A 21,131-nucleotide genomic window follows, 5' to 3' on the forward strand; every position below is an offset into this window, starting at 1 on the left:
GGTCGCCGTGCGGTCAAAGGGGGCCCGCGCGCCCCCGGACCGTTTCGGGAGGGCGGGCCGCCTCCGCCAGGGGAAGTCTTCGCAGCATCCCCCGCACCCGGTCCATGGCCTCGTCGGCGGAATCCATGGTCTCGATGCACTGCCAGTACAGCCCTTCGTCGTCGGTGGAGCAGGCGACGGCGACCAGGGCGATGCCCACATCGCCCAGCAGGGCGAGCAGGGCCGTCAACACCGCCTCCGGGTCGGCCACTTCGGTCAGCTGGGCCGCGCGGACGCCTCCGCTGCGCACCACCGGATGGTCGTACACCCCGCCCCGACCGCCGGTCTCGCCGAGGGCTCGCGCCTCCCCTCTCACATCGGGCGGCCCGCTCAGGGCGAGTCTGCTCCCGATCGCCTGCGCGAGCGCCTGGATCTGCCAGGACTCGGCGACCACCTCGGGAACCTCCCGGCTGCCCTCCAGTGCCTGCCTGCTGATGGCGATGAGCCGTAACGCGTCCATCCTGCTCCCCCGTTCATGCGACTGTCTGCCCACTCAGTTCATTACCCAGAGTGAAGGTCTTCGACCAGAAAAGCCAGGGGAATTCGGAAATCTGTGGACGACAAGGCAGTTGTGGATAAGTCGATGACTCCGAAGAGTGACGATCAGTGCTCTCGGTCCGGCTGTTCGCCGGGGGTTTCACCGGGAGAACCGACAGGGAACCGGGCCTCGTTTCGCTCGATCTTGTCCCGGAGCGCCGCCAGCACGTCAACCCCCAGCACCTCGCAGAACTGGAGCAGATAGGCGAGGACGTCGGCCGCCTCGTCGCGCACCCGGTGGGCGGTCTTCTCGTCCGCCATCACGGCGGCGGACTGCTCGGGCGTCAGCCACTGGAAGATCTCGACCAGTTCGGCCGCCTCGACGCTCAGCGCCACGGCCAGGTTCTTGGGCGTGTGGTACGGCTCCCAGTTCCGGGCAGCCGCGAAGTCGGCGAGCCGCCGCTGCAGCCGGGCCACGTCCAGCCCGTCCGCGCGGGTCGTGCCGCCCTCGCGCGTGCCGGGGCCCGGGGTGGCCCGGCCCTCGCCCGTGCAGGGGTCCCGGGTGGCAGGGCCCTCTCGCGTCGATCCCTTGTCGCTCGTCATGGGCCCAGGTCTACCACCGACACGCCCTCCGTCCCGCGCGCGCAGGCCCCGTCGGACACCGTCCCGACGAGCCGGATGTGGCCCCGGGCGCACATCTGCGCGGCCAGGGCGACCAGTTCGCGGGCCTGGGCCGGGTCGAGGGAGCGGTCGAAGCCGTCCGCGAGGACGGTGAGCGACTGGTAGGCGTCCGGTACTTCGGCGACCTGGTCGACAGCGAGCACACCGGGCCCGGTCAGCAGCACCAGAGCGAGCGCCAGATAGCGCAGTTCGCCCTCCCCCAGCCGTCCGACCGGGGTGTCCGGGCGGCGGCCGCCGCGGGCGAGGAGCGCCTGGACCGCGCCGTCCGCCGCCTGCTCCACCCGTAGGTCGGTGATCTCCCCGGCGCAGCCCGCCCGAGCCGCGGCGGCGAGCCGGGCGTGCCGCCTGGCGCACTCGCTGCGGGTGCGGTGCAGGACCTCGGCCAGGTTGTCGCAGCCGCGCCGCAGCCGCCCCGACCCGGCGGGCACCGGGGCCCGCATGCGCTCCGGCCGGGGGTCGCAGGCGAACACCGGGCGCAGGGCCATGACCAGTTGCTCGGCCGCCGCGAGCACCTGGAGCTGGGCGTTCGTCCGCCCCGCGACGTGCAGCGGGAGGAGAGCGGTACCCAGGCGGTCGTCGGGCAGCGGGGCCCTGGTGACGCCCGCCGCGCCCGAGGTGTGCCAGGACGCCTCCACGCAGCGGCGCCGCGGATCGCGCAGGGCGGTGGCGAGCAGGACACGTCCGTCGCAGGTCAGCCGCTCGCCCGCGATGCGGAGTTCGGGTTCCACCTGCACGGCGAGGTCGAGCCGGACCGAGCCGGCCGGGCCGCCGACCGTGCAGCCGATGCGGAAGCCCCGCCGGCCCTGCCGGTCGGGCCGGGACCAGTCGGGGACGCAGGCGGCGGGGTCGGGGAAGGCCTGGTCGAGGCCCCGGCCGGCGGCGAGCCGGGCCAGGGCCTCGTAGGCGTGCAGGGCACTGGACTTGCCGCTGCCGCTGGCACCGGCGAGGAGGGTGAACGGGGCGAGCGGCAGGACCGCGGCGCGGTGCGTCCGGAAGGCGGAGAGCCGCAGTTCGGTGACGGCGGGCCGCACGGTCCCGGGCCACGGCGCCCCCGGCCCGGCCACGGCGCTGCCGGTACCCGGGCCGTGCGGCGGAACCGCTTCCGGTCCCTGCTCGGTCGTCGGCTCCGGCCCCTGATCGAGTCCCTGCTCGGGCGCCGGTCCCGGCCCCGGATCGAGTCCCTGCTCGGTCGTCGGCTCCGGCCCCTGATCGGGTCCCTGCTCGGGCGCCGGTCCCGGCCCCGGATCGGGAACCTGCTCCGGGACCGGGACGAGTGTCGGCCCCCGCCCGGGGCCGGGGGCCGGAACCGCGACCGGGGCGGGGCCCGGCGCGGTGGAGGTGTCGTCAATGGGGCTGGCCGGCGGGGGCTGAGGGTCCATGACCGGGACCGTACGCAGCGTGATCTTCGCCGAACCGTTCCACCCCGGGGCCCTTCCTACGAACGGGGTACCGCGGTCTACGAACGGGGTGCCGCCGCCTACGAACGGGGTGCCGCGGCCTTCGCCGTCTCCTCGGACTCCGCGTCCGGCTCGGACTCGGTGCCCTCCACCTCGGTCCCGGCGGGCGCCAGCAGGAAGACATTGCGGTCGACCCGGTGCATCACACTGCCGAGGCCGAAGACGACCCCGCTGCTGAAGTCGAGGATCCGCTTGGCCACGTCGGTGTCCGCGCTCGTCAGGTCCAGCAGGACCGATGTCCGGTCGATGAGGTACTCGGCGACCTCGCGCGCGTCCGCGAAGACCTGCACCCGCAGGACCACGAAGCGGCGGCCGGCCTCCTGCGCGTACTCCCCCCGGTCCCCCGGGACCGTACGGTGGTCCACCCGCGACGGCCATGCGTCCCGGCCGCGCAGCGGCACCACCTGGGCCAGGCCCTCCCACTGCTCGTCGGTGACGTCGTACCTCTCGTACCTACTCATGTGCACATCTTCCCGCCCCTCACCCGTTCGGCCCAACACCGACACGGACGAGAGGCGGGAAGATCACCGACTGACCGGCCGGTCAGCGCCGCTCGAAGACGGCGACCGTACGCGGCGGCACCGTGAAGCTGCCCGAACCCCTCTCGTAGGAGGCGGACTTCACGACCCGGTCGGAGCCGGAGCGCTGCACCGGGTGCAGGCCCCAGTCACCGCCCGCGGGGACGACCGAGTGCTGTGTCTGCCGCTCGGGGGTGGCGTTGAAGACCACGACCAGGTCGCCGAGCCGCATGGTGATCACGCCGGGGGTCTCCTTGGTCCCGGACAGCGGGAAGGACAGCCGGTTCTGCACGTCCGCCGCCGTGGCCAGCGAGAACACCGGCTCGCCGGTGCGGATCCGGAGCAGGTCCCGGTAGGCGGCCGAGGCGCCCTCGATCTCGGCGCACCCCGCCTTCAGGCCCGGCGCGGTCAGCAGCGGCTTGGCGTACGGCCACTTGTCCTTGTTGTCCGCGGCGGGCGGCAGGCCCCGGCCGAAGCCGTTGCCCGCGCGGCAGTCCCAGTGGATCTCGTTGAACCAGTCGCCGCTGTCGTAGGAGTTGCGGTCCAGCGACTTGGAGCGCAGCAGGTCGGTGCCCGCCTGGGAGAGCGCCGGGCCCTGCGAGAGGGCGGCCGTCGCCATCGCGAGGACCTGCATCCTGGCCCGGTCCGCCGCCGGGGTGGCGGCAGGGAGCTTGAAGGCGAGGGCGTCGTACAGGGTCTCGTTGTCGTGGGCGTCCGCGTAGGCGAGCGCGTCACCGGGGACGGCGGCGTATCCGGCCGGAGAGCCGTTGTAGTCGACGTCCGAGCCCTTGACCTCGCGGCCGGAGGTGTCGGTGAAGCGGTACGAGGCCAGGTTCCCGGAGAGGCCGACCTTGACCAGGTCCTGGTAGTGCAGCAGCCGGGCCTTCTGCTCGGCGGGCGTGCCGTTGGCCTTCGAGTCGTTGGGCTCGGTGAACAGGCCGGAGGCGAACCCCTGCACACCCGGGTCCTCGTCGAACGGGCCGCCGCCGCGCACCGCGTCACGGGCCCGGTCGGAGAAGGTGGCGATGCCGGTGCCGGCCATGTTCTTCTGCGTGGCCTGCACGAAGCGGGAGTCGTCGGCGATCTCGCCGAAGTTCCAGCCCTCGCCGTAGAGGACGATCTTCTTGCCGTCGACGCCGTCCCGGGCGGGGGTCAGCTCGTCGAGGGCGGCCCGCACGGCGAGCATGTTCTCCTTGGGGTGGTGGCCCATCAGGTCGAAGCGGAAGCCGTCGACCTTGTACTCGCGGGCCCAGGTGACGACCGAGTCGACCACCAGCTTGCCCATCATGGCGTTCTCGGGCGCGGTGTTGGCGCAGCAGGTGGAGGTGGCCACGGAGCCGTCCTCCAGCAGCCGCTGGTAGTAGCCGGGCACGATCCGGTCGAGCACGGACTTGTCCGACTGCCCGGCGGCGACGGTGTGGTTGTAGACCACGTCCATCACGGTGCGCAGGCCCTGCTCGTTGAGCGCCTTCACCATCTGCCGGAACTCGACCGTGCGCCGGGTGCCGTCCGGGTCGGTGGCGTAGGAGCCCTCGGGGACGGTGTAGTGCAGCGGGTCGTAGCCCCAGTTGTAGGCGTCCTTCGCGGCGGCCTTCGCCACGCAGGCCTGCTGCTCCTCGGAGTCCGGTGCGTAGACCTTGAGGTCGCAGTCGGGGCGCTGCTGGTCCTTCTTCTTCTCGGGGATGGTGCCGATGTCGAAGGCGGGCAGCAGGTGGACGTGGGAGGTGCCGGCGTCGGCGAGGGCGCGCAGGTGCTTCGAGCCCTTGCTGTCCTTGTCGGCGAAGGCGAGGTAGGTGCCCCGGTGCTTCGGCTTCGCGGTCGCGTCGGCGATCGAGAAGTCGCGCACATGGAGTTCCTGGATCTGCGCGTCGCGCAGCGGGACGGCGGCCGGCTTGCGCAGCCGGTCCCAGCCGGCCGGGGCGAGGGAGCCGTCGGCGAGGTCGACGACGAGGCTCTTCCCGGAGTCGGCGGTGAGCGCGAGGGAGTAGGGGTCGGTGACCTTGTTGGTGACGACCTTCCCGGCGGCGGGCGCGAACACGGTCACCCGGAAGCGGTACGCCTTGCCCTTCCAGTTCTTGCGGCCCTCGGCGGTCCACACCCCGCTGGCCTCGTCCCGGCGCATGGCCACGGTCCGGCCACCGATCTCCAGGGCGACCCGCTGGGCGGTGGGGGCCCACAGGCGCAGGGTGGGCACCCCGCGCCGGTCGAAGACGGGGCCGAGGTCGGCCTTGGTGGCCTTCGCCGCGTAGAGGTCGTCGAGGACACCGGCGATCTGCACCCCGGTGGCGGTGAGGACGGCGCCGTTCGCCGTGTACTGCGCGGCGACGAGCTGGCCCTTCAGGGCCTCGCGCACCCGGTCGCGGTCGCGGTCGTCGACCGAGAACGCGGGATATTCCTTCAGGTGCGGGAACTTCTTCTTCTGGCTGTTCGTCAGTTCGGTGGGGTTCAGACGCAGGACCCTGTGGTCGCCGGTGAGGAAGCCGTCCTTCACCGCGAGCGAGCCGTCGCGGGAGTAGAGCAGCGCACTGGAGGCGGCGGTCGGCGCGCCCTTCCAGGCGAGGGTGTTCCGGTCGATCCAGACCGCGTGCGCCTTGGTGAGGTCGAGTGCGGCGCCGCTGCCCTTGGGCTGCGGGAGGAGGTACTTCTCCTGGCCGGCGAGCAGCCACACCTCGTGGCCGTTGGCCTTGAGGTCCAGGGACTGGTCGGAGGGCAGGTCCTTCTCGTCGCCCTTGTGGAGGATGTAGCTGAGCGAGGTGGCCCCGGGTGCGAGGGGCACCTCGAAGACGGCCCCGTAGGCGTCGGTGCGCACCGGCTCCAGGGGCTTGCTCCAGTCGGTGGGTTCGGCGGCGCCGGTCCAGGTGTGGAGGCCCCAGCCGTCGTACGCGGCGTCGGGGCGCTGGTAGTGGAGGACGGCCTTGGTGGTGTCCTGGGGCGGGTAGGCGCCGTCGGGGGCCTCGGTGCGGACCTCCGGCTTGCCCTGCTCGATCCAGACCTCGCCGGTCTTCGACAGGTCGATGGTGCGGTCGGCGTCGGTGTCCTTGACGCCGTCCTTGTTCACGGCGATGAACCCCAGAGAGGAGGCGCCGGGCTTGAGTTTGACGTACGCGAAGGCGCCGTAGGCGTCGCGGCCGGTGAAGGGCTTGCCGGCGGGCCAGGTGGTGCCCTCGCCGTCGGCGATGTCACCCCAGGTGTAGAGGCCCCAGTCGTCGTAGTCCCCGTCGGGGCGGTGGTAGTGGACGATCGCGTAGTCGCGCTGCGTGGCGGTGGGCGGCTGCGGGACCTCGGGGGCGCCGCTGGTGGTGGCGGCCGTGGCGCCGGCGGTGCGGCCCGCGCTGTCGACCACGACGGCCTTGTAGCGCAGAGCGGTTCCGGCGGGGGCGTCGACCTTGTGGGTGACCTTGTAGGGGGCGTGGTCGGCGGAGCCGAGGACCTGCCACGTGCCGTTGCCGGTCTGGGCGGCGAAGACGACGCGGTTCAGGCCGCCGCCGTCGGTGTCCGCCGTGATCTCGACGGTGCCGGTGGCGCCCGCCTCGGGGGCCTTCAGGGTGACGGAGGGCTTCGCGGTGGGCGCGGGCAGCGGCTTGGCGGCCTTGAGGACGAGGGAGCCGAGGGCCGGGACGGTGACGCGGACCGTGCCGTCGGCGCCGCTGGTGACGCGGGTGTCGCCGCCGTGGATCGCGGTGTACGCGGCGCGCGCGGGGCCGGCCGGGATCTCGACGGTCCTGGCCTCGGTGGCGCTGTTCACGGCGACCAGGTAGTCGGCGCGGGTGCGGGCGTCGGTCCGGGAGAAGGCGTACACCGAGCCCTCGGCGTACCGTTCCCGCTGGACGCCGTCGCGCAGGGCCGGGTGCTCCCGGGTCAGCTTCGACAGTGCGGCGATCCCCCGGTACAGCGGGTGGGAGGGGTCGTAGGCGTCCTGGGCGTGGGTGCGGTCGGTGCCGATCCGGTCGTCGTCGAGGTAGTCGGCGGTCTTCGAGGCGAACAGGGTCTGGCGGGCGTCCTTGTCGCCGCCCGCGCCCGCGAAGCCCTGCTCGTCGCCGTAGTAGACGACCGGGTTGCCGCGGCTGAGGAACATCAGCTCGTTGGCGAGGCGGTAGCGCTTGAGCAGTTCGGCGTCGTCGGCCTTGGGGTTGTCCTGCTTGAGGAAGGTGCCGAAGCGGCCCATGTCGTGGTTGCCGAGGAAGGGCACCGACTCATAGGCGTTGGCCTTGTCGGTGGTGTAGCGGTAGTCCTGACCGAAGAGGTTCGCCAGCTTGGACGCGGGCGCGCCCTGGGAGGCGAAGGCGCGGGCCGCGTCCTGGAACGGGAAGTCGAGGGTGGCGTCGAGCCTGCCCTCGGTGACATAGGGGGCGGTGACGGCCGGGTCGGCGGAGTAGACCTCGCCGAACATGAAGAAGTCGTCCCGGCCGCGCTTGGCCGCGTAGGCGTCCAGGGCCGTGGCCCACTGGGTCCAGAACTCCATGTTGACGTGCTTGACGGTGTCGATCCGGAAGCCGTCGATACCGAAGTCGCGCACCCAGCGCTGGTAGATCTTCTCCATGCCCTCGACTACCTCGGGGCGCTCGGTCCACAGGTCGTCCAGGCCGACGAAGTCGCCGTACTCGGAGGACTCCCCGGCGAACGTGGAGTCACCGCGGTTGTGGTACATCGACGGGTCGTTGAGCCAGGACGGGACCTTGAGGTTCCGCTTCTCCTTCGGCACCACCGGGGTGCGCGGGAAGGAGTCGTCGTCCACGCGCGGGAAGGGCCGGGAGCCGTCGGCGTAGTCGCTGTCGTCGAAGGGCTTCCCGTTCTTGGTCAGATAGGGGAGGGCACCCTTGGACAGGTAGTCGTAGGACTTCTCCTTGTAGTCCACGACGTCGGCGGTGTGGTTGGTGATGACGTCGAAGAAGACCTTCATGCCCTTGGCGTGGGCCTTGTCGATGAGGCGCTCCAGGTCGGCGTTGGTGCCGAAGTGCGGGTCGACCTGCGTGAAGTCGGTGATCCAGTAGCCGTGGTAGCCGGCGCTGGCGTCCTTGCCCACGCCCTGCACGGGCTGATTCTTGAAGATCGGCGCCATCCAGATGGCGGTGGTGCCGAGGCCCTTGATGTAGTCCAGCTTCTCGGTGAGGCCCTTGAGGTCACCGCCCTGGTAGAAGCCCTTGTCGGTGGGGTCGAAGCCGTGCTCCAGGCGCGAACCGGTGAGTCCGCCGCGGTCGTTGCGCCGGTCGCCGTTGGCGAAGCGGTCCGGCAGGACGAAGTAGAACTGCTCGCGGGTCAGGTCGTGGCGGGCCGGCTCGGCGGCCAGCGATCTGTCCGAGGGCGGCGGGGGTGGCTTCGGCGCGGCGGCCGCCGGCACGGCGGACACCAGCGCCGCGACCGTCGCCGTCGCCACGGCGGTGGCGGCCGCGGAGCGCAGTCGGAGGCGGGGGCGTATCACAGCGGGACTCTCCTGGTGAGGGTGGTCTGCTCGGTGGAGGAGGTAGGACAGGTACGAGAGGTACGAGTAGTACGAGAGGTGCGAGTAGTACGAGAGGTACGAGTAGTACGAGAGGTACGTGAGCTACGTCGGAGTGCGAGAGGTACGTCAGGCGTGAGAGGCACGTCAGGGCACGGGAGGTACGTCGCGGTGTGAGAGATGCGGGGCGGGTGGGGTGCGGGGCCGCCCCGCGCCCGGAAGGGGCGCGGGGCGGTCGCGGGGCCCGGCCCGGGCGGGCCGGCGCGGGATGGCGGCCGGGTCGGCCGCCGCACGGGGCGCGTCAGCCGCGCCAGGTGTCGTTCAGCACGACCTTGCCGGAGGCCGGGACGGTCGCCGTGCGGTCGGCACCGCTCTCCCAGGTGACGTTCCCGGCGCCGTCCTTGCGGAGGTACTTGTACGCGAAGGAGGTGCCTGCGGGCAGGTCGCGGTCGAGCTTCCACACCGGGTAGCTCGCCGGGTCGAGCTTGACGGCGGCGGCCGGGCTCCAGTTGCCGAGCTCGGCGCGGTTGCCGGTGACGTAGATGTTCTGGCCCATCACCGTGGTCGCGTTGACCGCGAAGGAGGCGCCCGTGTTCACCGGCGCCGGGTCGGAGCCGCCGGAGCAGTCGCGGGCCCCGGTGTGCAGGGCGACCGCCGTGTTGGGGCCGAGGGTGGCGGTGAAGCGGCCGGAGCCGTCCACCGAGACCGCGTTGCCGCTCTGCACATCGCAGTAGGAGCCGGAGGGCAGCGAGGTCTGGAAGGTGCGGGTGAGCGAGGAGCCCTCGTGGTTGATGGCGACATACGCCTTGCTGCCGCGGCCGAAGGCGATCCGGTCGCCGCCGTTGTCCCACCAGTCGGTGACGGCCTGGCCGCGCGCGGTGTTGCGGAAGGCGACCATGGAGGAGATCTCGCGCCAGGCGTGCTGGCACTTCCAGCCGTCCTGGTAGCAGGCGTTCACCCGGCCGCCGTTGGGCGGGCCGGCGTCCTTGTCGGACCACTCGTAGCCGGAGTGGACATCGGGCGCGCCGTAGGGCCAGGCGAGCATGAAGACGCTCGCGAGGGTGTACTCGGCGCCGTTCTTGTAGCTGAGGGTGTCGCCCACGCGCTCGGTGTCGTGGTTGTCCACGAACACCCCGGACTTGCCGGACGGCATGAAGCCCCAGCCCTCGCCGTAGTTCTTCAGGTGGGCGAGCTTCTCGTTCTGGAACACCTGCTTGAGGCCTCGGGCGTAGCGGAACTCCTGGACGTCGCCGCTGCCGAGGTACTCGGAGGGGTCGACGGCCTCGCCCGCGCCGTGGATGGCCTCGTGCTTCCAGTAGACGTTCGGGTTGGTCAGCTTGGCCTTGATGGCGGCGAGGTCCCCGGCGGCCATGTGCTTGGCCGCGTCGATCCGGAAGCCGTCCACGCCGAGGGAGAGCAGGTCGTTGAGGTAGCCGGCGATCCGGGTGCGGACGTACTCCTCGCCGGTGTCGAGGTCAGCGAGGCCGACCAGTTCGCACTCCTGGACGTTGAAGCGGTCCCGGTAGTTGCTGACGGTGGCCGTGCAGGTGTCGAAGTCGGGCGCCGAGTAGATTCCCGGGTAGTTGTACTTGGTGTACGAGGAGCCGCCGGTGCCCGTGCCGTTGCCGGCCGACATGTGGTTGATGACCGAGTCGGCGACGACCTTCACTCCGGCCGCGTGACACGTGTCGATCATGTTCTTGAACTGGGCCCGGTCGCCGAGGCGTCCGGCGATCCGGTAGCTGACGGGCTGGTACGAGGTCCACCACTGGCCGCCCTGGATGTGCTCCTGGGGCGGGGAGACCTGGACGTAGCCGTATCCGGCCGGGCCGAGGCTGTCGGTGCACGCCTTGGCGATCGAGTCGAACTTCCACTCGAACATCACGGCGGTGACGTCCTTGCCGCCGGGCGGCGCGGCCTGGACGGCGGGGGCGGGCGCGGTCACGGCGAGGGCGGCTCCTGCGGTGACGGCGAGTACCGCGGCCATGGTTCTGCTGGCCATTGTTTCCTCCTGCTGCGGGGGAGGTGCGGGTGACGTGGGGGTGGGGGCAGCCTCGTGCGGCAACGCGCCATGCCCGCAAGGCCATTGAAGAGGTTTTCGCAAGAAGTCTGAAACTTGTTGCGGTCGAGACCGTACGACCCGCCCGGGCCTCGGTCAAGCCTTCGAACCAAGCTTGACCCAGGGCTTTGTGACGACGGGGAAACGTAGCCGTTCTGTGTCCGCAAACTCTTTCGCAAGTCATTGCAGCGGTGTTACGTTCAACCACGACTCCGGTCCGGTCGGCCGGTGGCTCCGGTCCGTACCGGCGCCTCACGCGCCCGGCCGGCCGGACCGGTCCCCGGCACGGCCCCACCGGGCCCGCGGAAAACCTCAGTGGCGCGGCGCACCCGTGGAACCGCGCACCACCAGCTCCGGCTGGAAGACGAACTCCGTGCGCTGGACCGGGTTTCCGCCGATCTCCTCGATCAGGGCGTCCACCGCCGCCGTCGCCATCGCCTGCACCGGCTGGCGCACCGTCGTCAGCGGCGGGTCCGTGAACGCGATCAGCGGGGAGTCGTCGAAGCCGACCACCGACACGTCCGCCGGCACGTCCAGCCCCCGGGCCCGCACCGCACGCACCGCGCCCAGCGCCATCAGGTCGCTCGCGCAGACGATGCCCGTGCACCCCTCGTCGAGCAGGGCACCCGCGGCGACCTGGCCGCCCTCCACGCTGAACAGGGTGGACCTGACGAACCGTCCGGCCTCCTCGTGCGACAGCCCGGACTCGGCGTGCAGCGCGGCGAGGAAGCCCTCCGTCTTGCGCCGGGAGGGCACGTACCGGGCGGGCCCGACGGCCAGCCCGATCCGCTCGTGCCCGAGGTCCGCCAGGTGCCGCACCGCCATCCGGGCCGCCGAGCGGTCGTCGGGCGAGACGAAGTGCGCGTCGATCCGCTCGTTGTAGCCGTTGATCAGCACGAACGGCACCCCGCGTGCGGACAGCCGGGCGTAGCGCCCCGGGTCCTCGGCGGTGTCCGCGTGCAGACCGGACATGAAGATGATCCCGGTGACCCCGCGCTCCTCCAGCTGCTCCACCAGCTCGTCCTCGGTGGCCCCGCCGGGCATCTGGGTGCACAGCACCGGCGTGTACCCGTGCCCGCCCAGGACCTGCTCGATCACCTGGGCGAACGCCGGGAAGATGGGGTTCGTCAGCTCGGGGATGACCAGGCCGACCAGGCCCGCGCTGCGCTGCTTCAGCCGCACGGGCCGCTCGTAGCCGAGGACGTCCAGGGCGGCCAGCACCCGGTGGCGCGTCGGCGCGGCGACGCCCGCCTTGCCGTTGAGCACCCGGCTGACGGTCGCCTCGCTGACCCCGGCCTGGAGCGCGAGGTCGGCCAGCCTCGGGACGGCGTGGGCGCCGTCCCGGGGCAGGGGGAGCGTCACACCGCCCACCAGACGGTGGTGTCCGCCGGCAGTTCGGCCTCGCCACCGGTGATGTGCACGGTGTCGTTGGCGAGCAGCACCCGGCCGTGCGCCGGGACGCGCACCGGGGCGCCGGTGGTGTTGGCGGTGCACACGAAGCCGTCGCGGGCGAAGGAGAGCACGCCCTCGGGCGCGTCCAGCCACTCGACGGACTCGCCCGCGCCCATGCCCGGCTGAACCCGGCGCACGGCGAGCGCGCTGCGGTACAGCTCCAGGGTGGAGCCGGGGTCGCCGGTCTGGGTCTCGACGCTCAGCTCGGCCCACTGCGCGGGCTGGGGCAGCCAGCTCCCGCCGCTGCCGAAGCCGTACGAGGAGCCCTCCGCGGTCCACGGGATCGGCACCCGGCAGCCGTCGCGGAAGCCGTCCTGGCCGCTGGCCCGCCCGAACGACGGATCCTGGCGGACCTCGTCCGGGAGGTCGGTGACGTCCGGGAGGCCGAGTTCCTCGCCCTGGTAGAGGTAGGCGGAGCCGGGCAGGGCCAGCATCAGCAGGGTCGCGGCACGGGCCCGGCGCAGGCCGAGTTCGCGGTCGCCCGCCTCGCGGAGCTGGGTGCCGAGGCCGGCCGGGTTGGCGAACCGGGTCGCGTGGCGGGTCACGTCGTGGTTGGAGAGCACCCAGGTGGTGGGGGCGCCGACCGGGCGCATCGCCTCCAGGGAGGCGTCGATGACCTTGCGCAGCTCGGCGGCGTCCCAGTGGGTGCCCAGGTACTGGAAGTTGAACGCCTGGTGCATCTCGTCGGGGCGCACGTAGTTGGCGGTGCGCTCGACGGTGGGCGTCCACGCCTCGGCGACCAGGACGCGGTCGTCGCCGTACTCGGCGAGGACCTGGCGCCAGCTGCGGTAGACCTCGTGCACGCCGTCCTGGTCGAAGAAGGGCATGACATCGTTCCCGAGCAGCTTGAGCTGGTCGTGGCCGCCGATGTCGGGCAGCCCCTCGGCCTTGATCAGGCCGTGCGCCACGTCGACCCGGAAGCCGTCGACGCCCATGTCCAGCCAGAAGCGCAGGATCGAGCGGAACTCGTCGCGGACGGCCGGGTGCTCCCAGTTGAAGTCGGGCTGCTCCGGGGCGAACAGGTGGAGGTACCACTCGCCGTCGGCCACCCGGGTCCAGGCCGGGCCGCCGAAGATGGACTCCCAGTCGTTGGGCGGCAGTTCGCCGTTCGCGCCCTTGCCGGGGCGGAAGTGGTAGCGCTCGCGCAGCGGGGAACCGGGGCCCTCGGCCAGGGCGCGCTGGAACCACTCGTGCTGGTCGGAGGAGTGGTTGGGGACCAGGTCGACGATGATCCGCAGGCCGAGGCCGTGGGCCTCGCGGATGAGGGCGTCGGCGTCCAGCAGGCTGCCGAACATCGGGTCGATGGCGCGGTAGTCGGCGACGTCGTAACCGGCGTCGGCCTGCGGGGAGGCGTAGAAGGGGCTCAGCCACACGGCGTCGACACCGAGGTCCCGCAGGTACGGCAGCCGGCTGCGGATGCCCTCCAGATCGCCCATGCCGTCGCCGTTTCCGTCGGCGAAGCTGCGGGGGTAGACCTGGTAGATCACCGCGTCGCGCCACCAGCCGGTGTCCGTGCCGGAGGTGGGGGCGGCGGGGGCGGCAAGGTGCTGGGTCATGTCATCCCTGGAAGTCATGGGGTGGGGTGCGGCGCCGGCCCGGGTTGCAGGCACGGACCGGCGCCGCGGCTTCATACGCGTGGTGGGCGCTCGGTGCCGCCGCTCAGCCCTTGACGGCGCCGGCGGACATGCCGGTCACCAGGTGGCGCTGGGCGAACAGGAACACGATCGCCGCGGGGATCGCGATGAGCACCGAGGCGGCGGTCATCGGGCCCCACTGGGCGCCGTACTGGTTGACGAACTTCTGCAGACCGCCCGCGAGGGTGAGGTTCTCGTCGCCGATCATGAAGGCGGAGGCGTAGGCGACCTCGCCCCAGGCGGTGATGAAGGAGTAGAACGCGGTCACCGCGATGCCCGGCTTGGCGAGCGGGAGGATCAGCCGCCAGAAGGTGCCGAACGGGGTGAGGCCGTCGACCTGCCCCGACTCGTCGATCTCCGTCGGGATGGTGTCGAAGAAGCCCTTCATCATCCAGGCGCAGAACGGGACGGCGATGGTCAGGTAGGTGATGACCAGGCCGGCGGGCTCGTTCAGCAGGCCCATCGACGACATGATGTTGTAGATCGGCACGATCAGGACGGCGACCGGGAACATCTGCGTGATCAGCAGGGTCCACATCAGGCCGCGCTTGCCCGGGAAGCGGAAGCGGCTGACCGCGTAGCCGGTCGTCGAGGCGACGAACACGCCGAGCACGGTCGTCAGTCCGGCGACGAGCAGGGAGTTCCAGAACCAGGTCAGGAACGGGGTGTCCGCCAGCAGGTTGGTGTAGTTCTCGAGGGTCGTCTCCTTCACGAAGTCGGTGGTGGTCGCGTACTGCGCCGGCTTCAGCGAGGTCAGCAGGACCCACAGCACCGGGAAGACGGCGATCACGGACGCGACGACCAGGGTGGTGTGCAGCCCGATGGAGGCGAGCGGCGAACGGGTGCCGCGGGGGCGGTGCTTCACCCGGCCGGGCTTCGCCCGCCGGGAGGTTCCGACAGCGGTGGTCACCAGACTTCTCCCTGCTTGCGGAGGACTCGCCGGTAGACCGCGGCGAAGACCATCAGGAGCACGAGGATCAGCACGCCCCAGGTGGAGGACTGCGCGAAGTCGCGCGGACTGATCTCGAACGAGAACTTGTACGCCTGGGTGACGAGGATCTGCGTCGCCTCGCCCGGCCCGCCCCTGGTGAGCAGGAAGATCACCGGGAACATGTTGAACGTCCAGATGGTGCTCAGCAGGACCACGGTGGTGCTGACCGAACGCAGCCCGGGGAGCGTGATGTTGCGGAACCGCTGCCAGGGGCCGGCGCCGTCCATCTCGGCGGCCTCGTACAGCTCGCCGGGTATGGACTGCAGACCGCCGAGCAGGGCGACCATCATGAAGGGCACGCCGAGCCAGACGTTGACGGCGATGACGGAGAACTTCGCCCAAGTGGGGTCGTTGAGCCACGGCAGGGCGTCGATGCCGGCGCCGCCGAGCATCTGGTTGAGCAGGCCGCGGCGCTCGTCGTAGAGGAAGCGCCAGGCGAACACCGACACGAAGCCCGGTACCGCCCACGGCAGGATGAGGAACATCCGGTAGAAGGAGCGGCCGGCGATGCGCCGGTTGAGCATGTTGGCGAGGGCCATGCCGAGGGCGAAGGTGATCGCCACACAGGAGAGGGTCCACACCAGTGTCCAGCCCAGGGTGTCCAGGAACTGCGAGCCGGTGAGCGCTTCCTTGTAGTTCTCCAGCCCCACGAACTCGTAGGTGGCCGGGATCTCGTTGACGCCGATGGACCGCGCGACGTTGCGCTCGTTCGCGTCGGTGAGCGACAGGTAGATACCGCGCACCAGCGGGTATCCGATGATCACTCCCAGCACGACGACCACGGGGGCGACCATCGCCCACGCGTACCAGTGCGTGGAGAAGGAGCGGCGGAGCTTGCGCTCGGGCCCGCCAGCACGGCGGCTCCGGCCGCGGGCGCTCTCGCCCGCGGCCTTCACCACCGACTGGCTGCTGGTGTCCACAGCCATCAGCCGGTCAACCTTCCTTGTTCTTCCTCGTACTTCCTGGCTTTCCGGTACCGGCTACTTCCAGTCCTTCAGGAGCTTGCGGTACTCCTCGGCCGTGGCCTCGGCACCCTTCTCCGGGGTGGTCTGGCCGGTGAGGACCTTGGTGTACTCGGTCACCAGCGGGGCGAAGAGGGAACCGGTCTCGGGGATCCAGGGGCGCTCGACCGCCTTGTCGACGACCGGGCGGAAGAAGCCGATGATCTCGTTGGAGGCCACACCGGGCTGCGAGTAGACCGAGTTGCGGGTCGGCAGCAGGCTGAGCTCCTTGGCGACCTTGGCCTGGGACTCGGCGGAGGTCATGTACTCGGTGAACGCGTAGGAGGCGTCCAGGTTCTTGGAGCCCGCGTACACGGCGAGGTTGTGGCCGCCCTGGGGAGCGCCCTGGCCGGCGGAGCCGGCGGGCACGGGGGCGATACCGAGGTTGGCCTTGTCGGTGAACTCGGCGCCCGCGTAGGTGTCGGCGACGGCCCACGGGCCGTTGATCATCATGGCGACCTTGCCGTCCTTGAAGGACGCCTGCATGTTGTCCCAGCCGTTGGTCGCGTCGGTGATCGCGGTCTTGGAGTCGACCAGGTCCTTGACGGTCTCCAGGGCCTTGACGCCGGCCTCGCCGTCGATGGTGACCTTCTTCTCCTTGGCGTCGACCAGGTCGCCGCCCTCGCCGTAGAGGAAGGAGAGGAACCAGTAGGCGTCGTCGCCGCGGAGGTAGAGGCCGGTCTTGCCGGTCTTGTCCTTGATGGTGGCGGAGACGGTCTTCAGCTCGTCGATGGTCTTGGGGACCTCGACACCGGCCTCCTTGAAGATCTTCTTGTTGTAGAAGATGCCCATGGAGTCGATGACCTGCGGCACGGCGTAGGTCTTGCCGTCGTACTTGGTGGAGGCGGCGGCCTGCTTGAGGAAGTCGTCCTCGTTCTTCAGCGCGGCGGTGCCGTCGAGCGGGGCCAGGTAGCCGAGGTCCGCGAACTCGGGGGTCCAGGCGACCTCGGAGCGGATGACGTCGGGGGCGCCGGAGCCGGACTGGGCGGCGTTCTTGAACTTGTTCTGCGCCTCACCGAACGGCACGTTGACGTAGTTGACCTTCACCTTGGGGTGGAGCTTGGTGAAGTCCTGCGCGAGCTTCTTGAAGACCTTGTCCTCGCTGCCGACGCTGGAGGTGTCCCACCAGGTCACGGTGCCGCTGAGCTCGCCCGAGCCCTTGCTGCCACCGTTGCCGCCGTCGTCCCCGCCGCACGCTGTCGCCGACACGGCCAGTGCCGCGACCAGAGCGGTGGCCGCTATGCCACGCCGCATGTGAACTCCTTCAGTGAAGCCCGGAAGGGCGGAGGCACAGCTCTCGGCCTCCCGCCGTCCGCTCCCTCGCGGTGCCGGGTTGCCAGGAACGTAACAGGGCTGAAAACCATCGGAAAGACCTTGCGGCAATTTTCTGCAAGGACGGGTGATCGTTACATCCGCGTGTCCGGAGAGTTGCCGACGCATCGCTTGACACCGGCACCGGTACAGGGTGCCTGCTGCCGCAAGGACGCGGCAAGGAGCTCGCAAGACTTTGCAGGATGTGTGACGCGGGTTACGGGGGACGGCCGGGGTGGGGAGGTCTTCGGCCAGGCCGCCGAAGGCCCGACCCGATCGGGCAGGGGTCCGGACCCACCGGGGCCCGCACCTGGTGGGCAATCCCCGGCACGCCCGGTACAGTCCCCTTCCATGACCGCGCGGCTCGCCGACATCGCAGCCCAGGCGGGGGTCAGTGAAGCCACAGTCAGTCGCGTGCTCAACGGCAAGCCGGGTGTGGCCGCGGCCACCCGCGAATCCGTCCTCGCCGCACTCGACGTGCTCGGCTACGAACGGCCGGTACGGCTGCGCCGCAGCAGCGCCGGGCTGGTCGGCCTGATAACTCCGGAACTGGACAACCCGATCTTCCCCGCGCTCGCGCAGGTGATCGGCCAGGCCCTCACCCGGCAGGGATACACCCCGGTCCTCGCGACGCAGACCCCGGGCGGGTCGACCGAGGACGAACTGACCGAGATGCTCGTCGACCGCGGCGTCGCCGGGATCATCTTCGTCTCCGGCCTGCACGCGGACACCACGGCCGGCACCGAACGCTACGACCGGCTGCGCGCGCAGGGCGTCCCGCACGTCCTCGTCAACGGCTTCTCCCCCAAGGTCCAGGCACCGTTCGTCTCCCCCGACGACCGGACCGCGATGCACCTGGCGGTGACGCACCTGGTCTCCCTCGGCCACACCCGCATCGGCCTCGCCCTCGGCCCGCGCCGCTTCGTCCCGGTGCTGCGCAAGATCGAGGGCTTCCAGCAGGCGGTCGCGGAACGCCTCGGGCTGGACGCGGAGCAGTCGCGGGAGCTGATCCAGCACTCCCTCTACTCCCTGGAGGGCGGCCAGGCGGCGGCCTTTGAACTCATCGATCGGGGCTGCACGGCGGTCGTCTGTGCCAGCGACATGATGGCGCTGGGCGCGATCCGCGCGGCACGGCAGCGGGGACTGCACGTCCCGCAGGACGTCTCGGTGGTCGGCTTCGACGACTCCCCGCTCATAGCGTTCACCGACCCGCCCCTGACCACCATCCGCCAGCCCGTCCAGGCCATGGGCCAGGCCGCCGTCCGCGCCCTCCTGGAGGACATAGGCGGCACTCCGGCCCCGCACAGCGAGTTCGTCTTCCTCCCGGAACTGGTCGTCCGCGGGTCCACGGCGGCGTGCGGGGCGGTCGCGTAGGCACCGTCGTCCGCCCCGCGGAGGCGCCCGTCCCTCGCCCCCGGCGCCGGGCGCGGGTCACGTCGCGACGCACGGCGCAGGGATTCGGACGTGTGAGTGAGGGGTGACGGCACCCGTTCCCGTACCCCGGCGCGGCTCGCGCCCTGCCAGAATCCCGGCAGACAGGCGCGGCTGCGGGGGCGGCGCGCGAGGGGCCGAGGCGGGGTGGCATGAAGCATGGCGGCGCGGTCGGTGCTGCGGGACCGGCGGGTGACACGGCACGAGGTCCGGACCCGGTGGGAGGGCTGCGGACGGCGGTAGGCGCACAGGGGCACGACCGGGACCGGAACCGGACGGCGACCGCCCCGGCGCCGGACCTTTCCCGGCCCCCCGGCCCGGCGCCGGGGGCGGTCCCCCGGCACGTCGCCTGCGTGATGGACGGCAACGGCCGGTGGGCACAACGCCGTTCGTTACCCCGCACGGCGGGCCACCGTGCGGCCGAGGCCACCGTCATCGAGATCATCGAGGCGGCCCGTACCGCGGGGGTTGAGTGGCTGAGCCTGTACGCCTTCTCCACCGAGAACTGGAACCGGCCCGAGGACGAGGTCGAGTACCTCATGCGCCTGGTCCGCCGGGTCGTGCGCAAGCACGCGGCCCTGCTGCTGGCCCGCGGCGTCCGCTGCCGGTTCCTCGGCGCCTCCGATCCGCGCATTCCCCGCCCGCTCGGCCTCGACTTCGACGACCTGACCACGCTGACCGGTGACAACCGGCGCATGACGCTGACCGTGGCCTTCGACCACGGCGGGCGACGGGACATCGTCGAGGCCGCGCGTTCCCTGATCCGCAGCGGCCGGCCGGCCGAGGACCTGACCGAGCAGGTCTTCGCGGAGCACCTGCCGTTCCCCGACACACCGGACGTGGACCTCGTGATCCGCACCTCGGGCGAGCAGCGCATCTCGAACTTCATGCTCTGGAAGGTCGCCTACGCCGAGTGGGTCTTCCCCGAGGTGCTCTGGCCGGACTTCCGCGCCGCCGACTTCCTGGACTGCCTGCACACCTACCGGCGGCGCGAGCGCCGCTACGGCGGTCTGCCGCCGCGGACGAACGGAGACACACGATGACCACCGCAGACTCCCGCACCGCAGGAGCCGCGGAGACCGCGGGAGCCACCGGACCGGAGGGGCGTGAGGAGCCCGCCGGCGCCGGGGCGACCACCGGCACGACCGGCGCCGCGCACACCCCCGGGCCCGACCCGAGGCCGCCCCTCTTCGGGCCCGACTCCCGGTTCCACGCCTTCTTCGACGACCCGCGCTGGGCGCTCGCCCTGATCCGCGCTACCGTCCTGGAGGCCGCCCACCCGCAGGTCGGCGCGGCCCTCGTCGAGAACTCGACCTTCACCACCCACCCCTGGCGCCGGCTGCGCAACACCTATCTCAGCCTGCGGCGCATGTTCGGGACCGACCCCGCGGCGCGCGAGCGGGAGGCGGCCCGGCTCAACCGGCTGCACGCCCGGATGAGCGGTGCCGACTCCCGCGGCCGCCCCTACGACGCGATGGACCGCCCGGCCCGCGCCTGGGTGGTCGCCACCCTGTTCGAGAGCACGGTCACCATGTGCCGGCTGAGCGGTCAGCCGCTCGACCAGGACGCGCTGGAGAGGATGTACGCGGAGTACCGCGCCTTCCTCGCCGCCCTGGACGGCGACGCCACGGAACTCCCGGAGGAGGTCCACGACTTCTGGCCGTACTTCGACCGGGTCGTCGCGAACGAGCTGGAGAACACCGAGGCGGCCCGTGTCATCCTCTACCGGCTCTTCGACCACCTGCCCGCACCCGCCCTGTTCGAGGGGGCCCCGGCCCTGTGGGCGGCCGGCCGGGCCGTGGTGGGTCCGCTGCTCGGCGCGATCACCGTCGCCTCGCTGCCCGAGCCGTACCGGCGCCGGGCAGGACTGCCCGAGACTCCCGGTGCCCACACCCTGATGCAGGGTGCCTACGTCGCGGCCGGACTGGCGCGCTTCCTCCCCGAGGGCTGGCTCAACGCCGAACGCGTCATCGAGATCCTTTCGCTCGCACCGGGAAGCGACGACCCCGGGGCCAGGACGGCCGCCGCCCTGCATCGCCACATGAAGCGGGCCTCCGCACTCCTGCGTCTCCTCACCCCGCTGGGCGCCGACGAGGACCCGGACGCGGCGCCCGCCCCGGCTGCCGGGACCGGGCAGGTCCGGCGGTCCGCGGCGGGCAGGCGATCGGCCGAGGAGTTCTTCCGCCAGGTCCTCGACCAGACCGGCGACGGTCATCTCGACTGGCCCGATCTCGCCGCCATGGCCCGGGAGCTGTCCACCCGGCTCGACCTGGACGAACCCGAGGAGACGCGCCTCTACGACGCCTTCGCCGCCTGGTGGCGCGAACTGCAGGCCGCCCTCGACACCGACGGTGACGGCCGCGTGTCGGCGGACGAGTACGCCGCTGCCGTCCCCTCCCTGGCGGGCCCCGCCCTGATCCGCGTCGCCGAGGTGCTCTTCGACGCCACCGACCGGAACGGCGACGGGACCATCGACGCGGACGAGTACCGGGCGCTCTTCCGGACCGCGTTCCACCGCGACCTCGGCGACACGGGACGCGGCTACGACCGGACCGCCTTCGTCGGCGACTTCCTCGCCTTCATGTCCGCTCGCCGCACCAGCACGCCGTACGACCCGCTGCTGGCGGACGCGTGACGGACGCC

The 21,131-nt window shown here is 71.5% G+C and carries 14 protein-coding genes; 3 read left to right on the forward strand and 11 right to left on the reverse strand.

The window, feature by feature from the left end; genetic code table 11:
- Window positions 1–13: 13 nt before the first annotated feature.
- The 11 genes from C593_RS29655 to C593_RS0114345 form a co-directional block, all read right to left on the reverse strand.
- Window positions 14–499, reverse strand: coding sequence for a DUF6099 family protein (locus C593_RS29655; RefSeq protein ID WP_018847980.1), 486 nt, complete (start codon window positions 497–499; stop codon window positions 14–16).
- A gap of 143 nt (window positions 500–642) precedes the next feature.
- Complete coding sequence (locus tag C593_RS29660) at window positions 643–1,119, reverse strand: nucleotide pyrophosphohydrolase (RefSeq protein WP_018847981.1); 477 nt, start codon at window positions 1,117–1,119, stop codon at window positions 643–645.
- The gene (locus tag C593_RS29665; protein WP_486591129.1) at window positions 1,116–2,261 is read right to left on the reverse strand and encodes an AAA family ATPase; all 1,146 of its coding nucleotides are present in this window, start codon (window positions 2,259–2,261) and stop codon (window positions 1,116–1,118) included. Before C593_RS29665 ends, C593_RS29660 begins: the two co-directional genes overlap by 4 nt.
- A 413-nt stretch (window positions 2,262–2,674) precedes the next feature.
- A complete protein-coding gene (locus C593_RS0114310; protein ID WP_018847983.1) occupies window positions 2,675–3,115 on the reverse strand; it encodes a cell division protein SepF in 441 nt (146 codons plus the stop codon).
- An 82-nt stretch (window positions 3,116–3,197) separates the two neighbouring features.
- Window positions 3,198–8,591 (reverse strand): pullulanase-type alpha-1,6-glucosidase, encoded by a 5,394-nt coding sequence (pulA, locus tag C593_RS0114315; protein ID WP_018847984.1) that lies wholly within the window; start codon window positions 8,589–8,591, stop codon window positions 3,198–3,200.
- A gap of 319 nt (window positions 8,592–8,910) precedes the next feature.
- On the reverse strand, window positions 8,911–10,611 hold the full coding sequence (locus C593_RS0114320) for a carbohydrate-binding module family 20 domain-containing protein (protein ID WP_026277685.1): 1,701 nt from the start codon (window positions 10,609–10,611) through the stop codon (window positions 8,911–8,913).
- A 369-nt stretch (window positions 10,612–10,980) separates the two neighbouring features.
- Window positions 10,981–12,042, reverse strand: coding sequence for a LacI family DNA-binding transcriptional regulator (locus C593_RS0114325; protein ID WP_037745851.1), 1,062 nt, complete (start codon window positions 12,040–12,042; stop codon window positions 10,981–10,983).
- Entirely contained in the window at window positions 12,027–13,676 is a 1,650-nt protein-coding gene (locus C593_RS0114330) for a glycoside hydrolase family 13 protein (protein ID WP_018847987.1), read from the reverse strand. The genes C593_RS0114325 and C593_RS0114330 overlap by 16 nt, the downstream gene beginning before the upstream one ends.
- A 103-nt stretch (window positions 13,677–13,779) precedes the next feature.
- Complete coding sequence (locus tag C593_RS0114335) at window positions 13,780–14,664, reverse strand: carbohydrate ABC transporter permease (RefSeq protein ID WP_018847988.1); 885 nt, start codon at window positions 14,662–14,664, stop codon at window positions 13,780–13,782.
- The gene (locus C593_RS0114340; protein ID WP_018847989.1) at window positions 14,661–15,671 is read right to left on the reverse strand and encodes a carbohydrate ABC transporter permease; all 1,011 of its coding nucleotides are present in this window, start codon (window positions 15,669–15,671) and stop codon (window positions 14,661–14,663) included. Before C593_RS0114340 ends, C593_RS0114335 begins: the two co-directional genes overlap by 4 nt.
- Before the next feature lie 54 nt (window positions 15,672–15,725).
- Window positions 15,726–17,000: an extracellular solute-binding protein gene (locus C593_RS0114345; protein WP_018847990.1), complete on the reverse strand. Its 1,275-nt coding sequence runs from the start codon at window positions 16,998–17,000 to the stop codon at window positions 15,726–15,728.
- 408 nt (window positions 17,001–17,408) lie between these two features.
- Between C593_RS0114345 and C593_RS0114350 the strand changes: the two genes are divergently transcribed.
- The 3 genes from C593_RS0114350 (at window position 17,409) to C593_RS0114360 (ending at window position 21,123) form a co-directional block, all read left to right on the forward strand.
- Entirely contained in the window at window positions 17,409–18,431 is a 1,023-nt protein-coding gene (locus tag C593_RS0114350) for a LacI family DNA-binding transcriptional regulator (protein WP_026277686.1), read from the forward strand.
- Window positions 18,432–18,706: 275 nt separating this feature from the next.
- Entirely contained in the window at window positions 18,707–19,531 is an 825-nt protein-coding gene (gene uppS / locus C593_RS0114355; RefSeq protein WP_018847992.1) for a polyprenyl diphosphate synthase, read from the forward strand.
- Complete coding sequence (locus C593_RS0114360; RefSeq protein WP_018847993.1) at window positions 19,528–21,123, forward strand: oxygenase MpaB family protein; 1,596 nt, start codon at window positions 19,528–19,530, stop codon at window positions 21,121–21,123. The genes uppS and C593_RS0114360 overlap by 4 nt, the downstream gene beginning before the upstream one ends.
- Window positions 21,124–21,131: the final 8 nt, after the last annotated feature.

Source organism: Streptomyces sp. CNT372 (genome assembly GCF_000377145.1).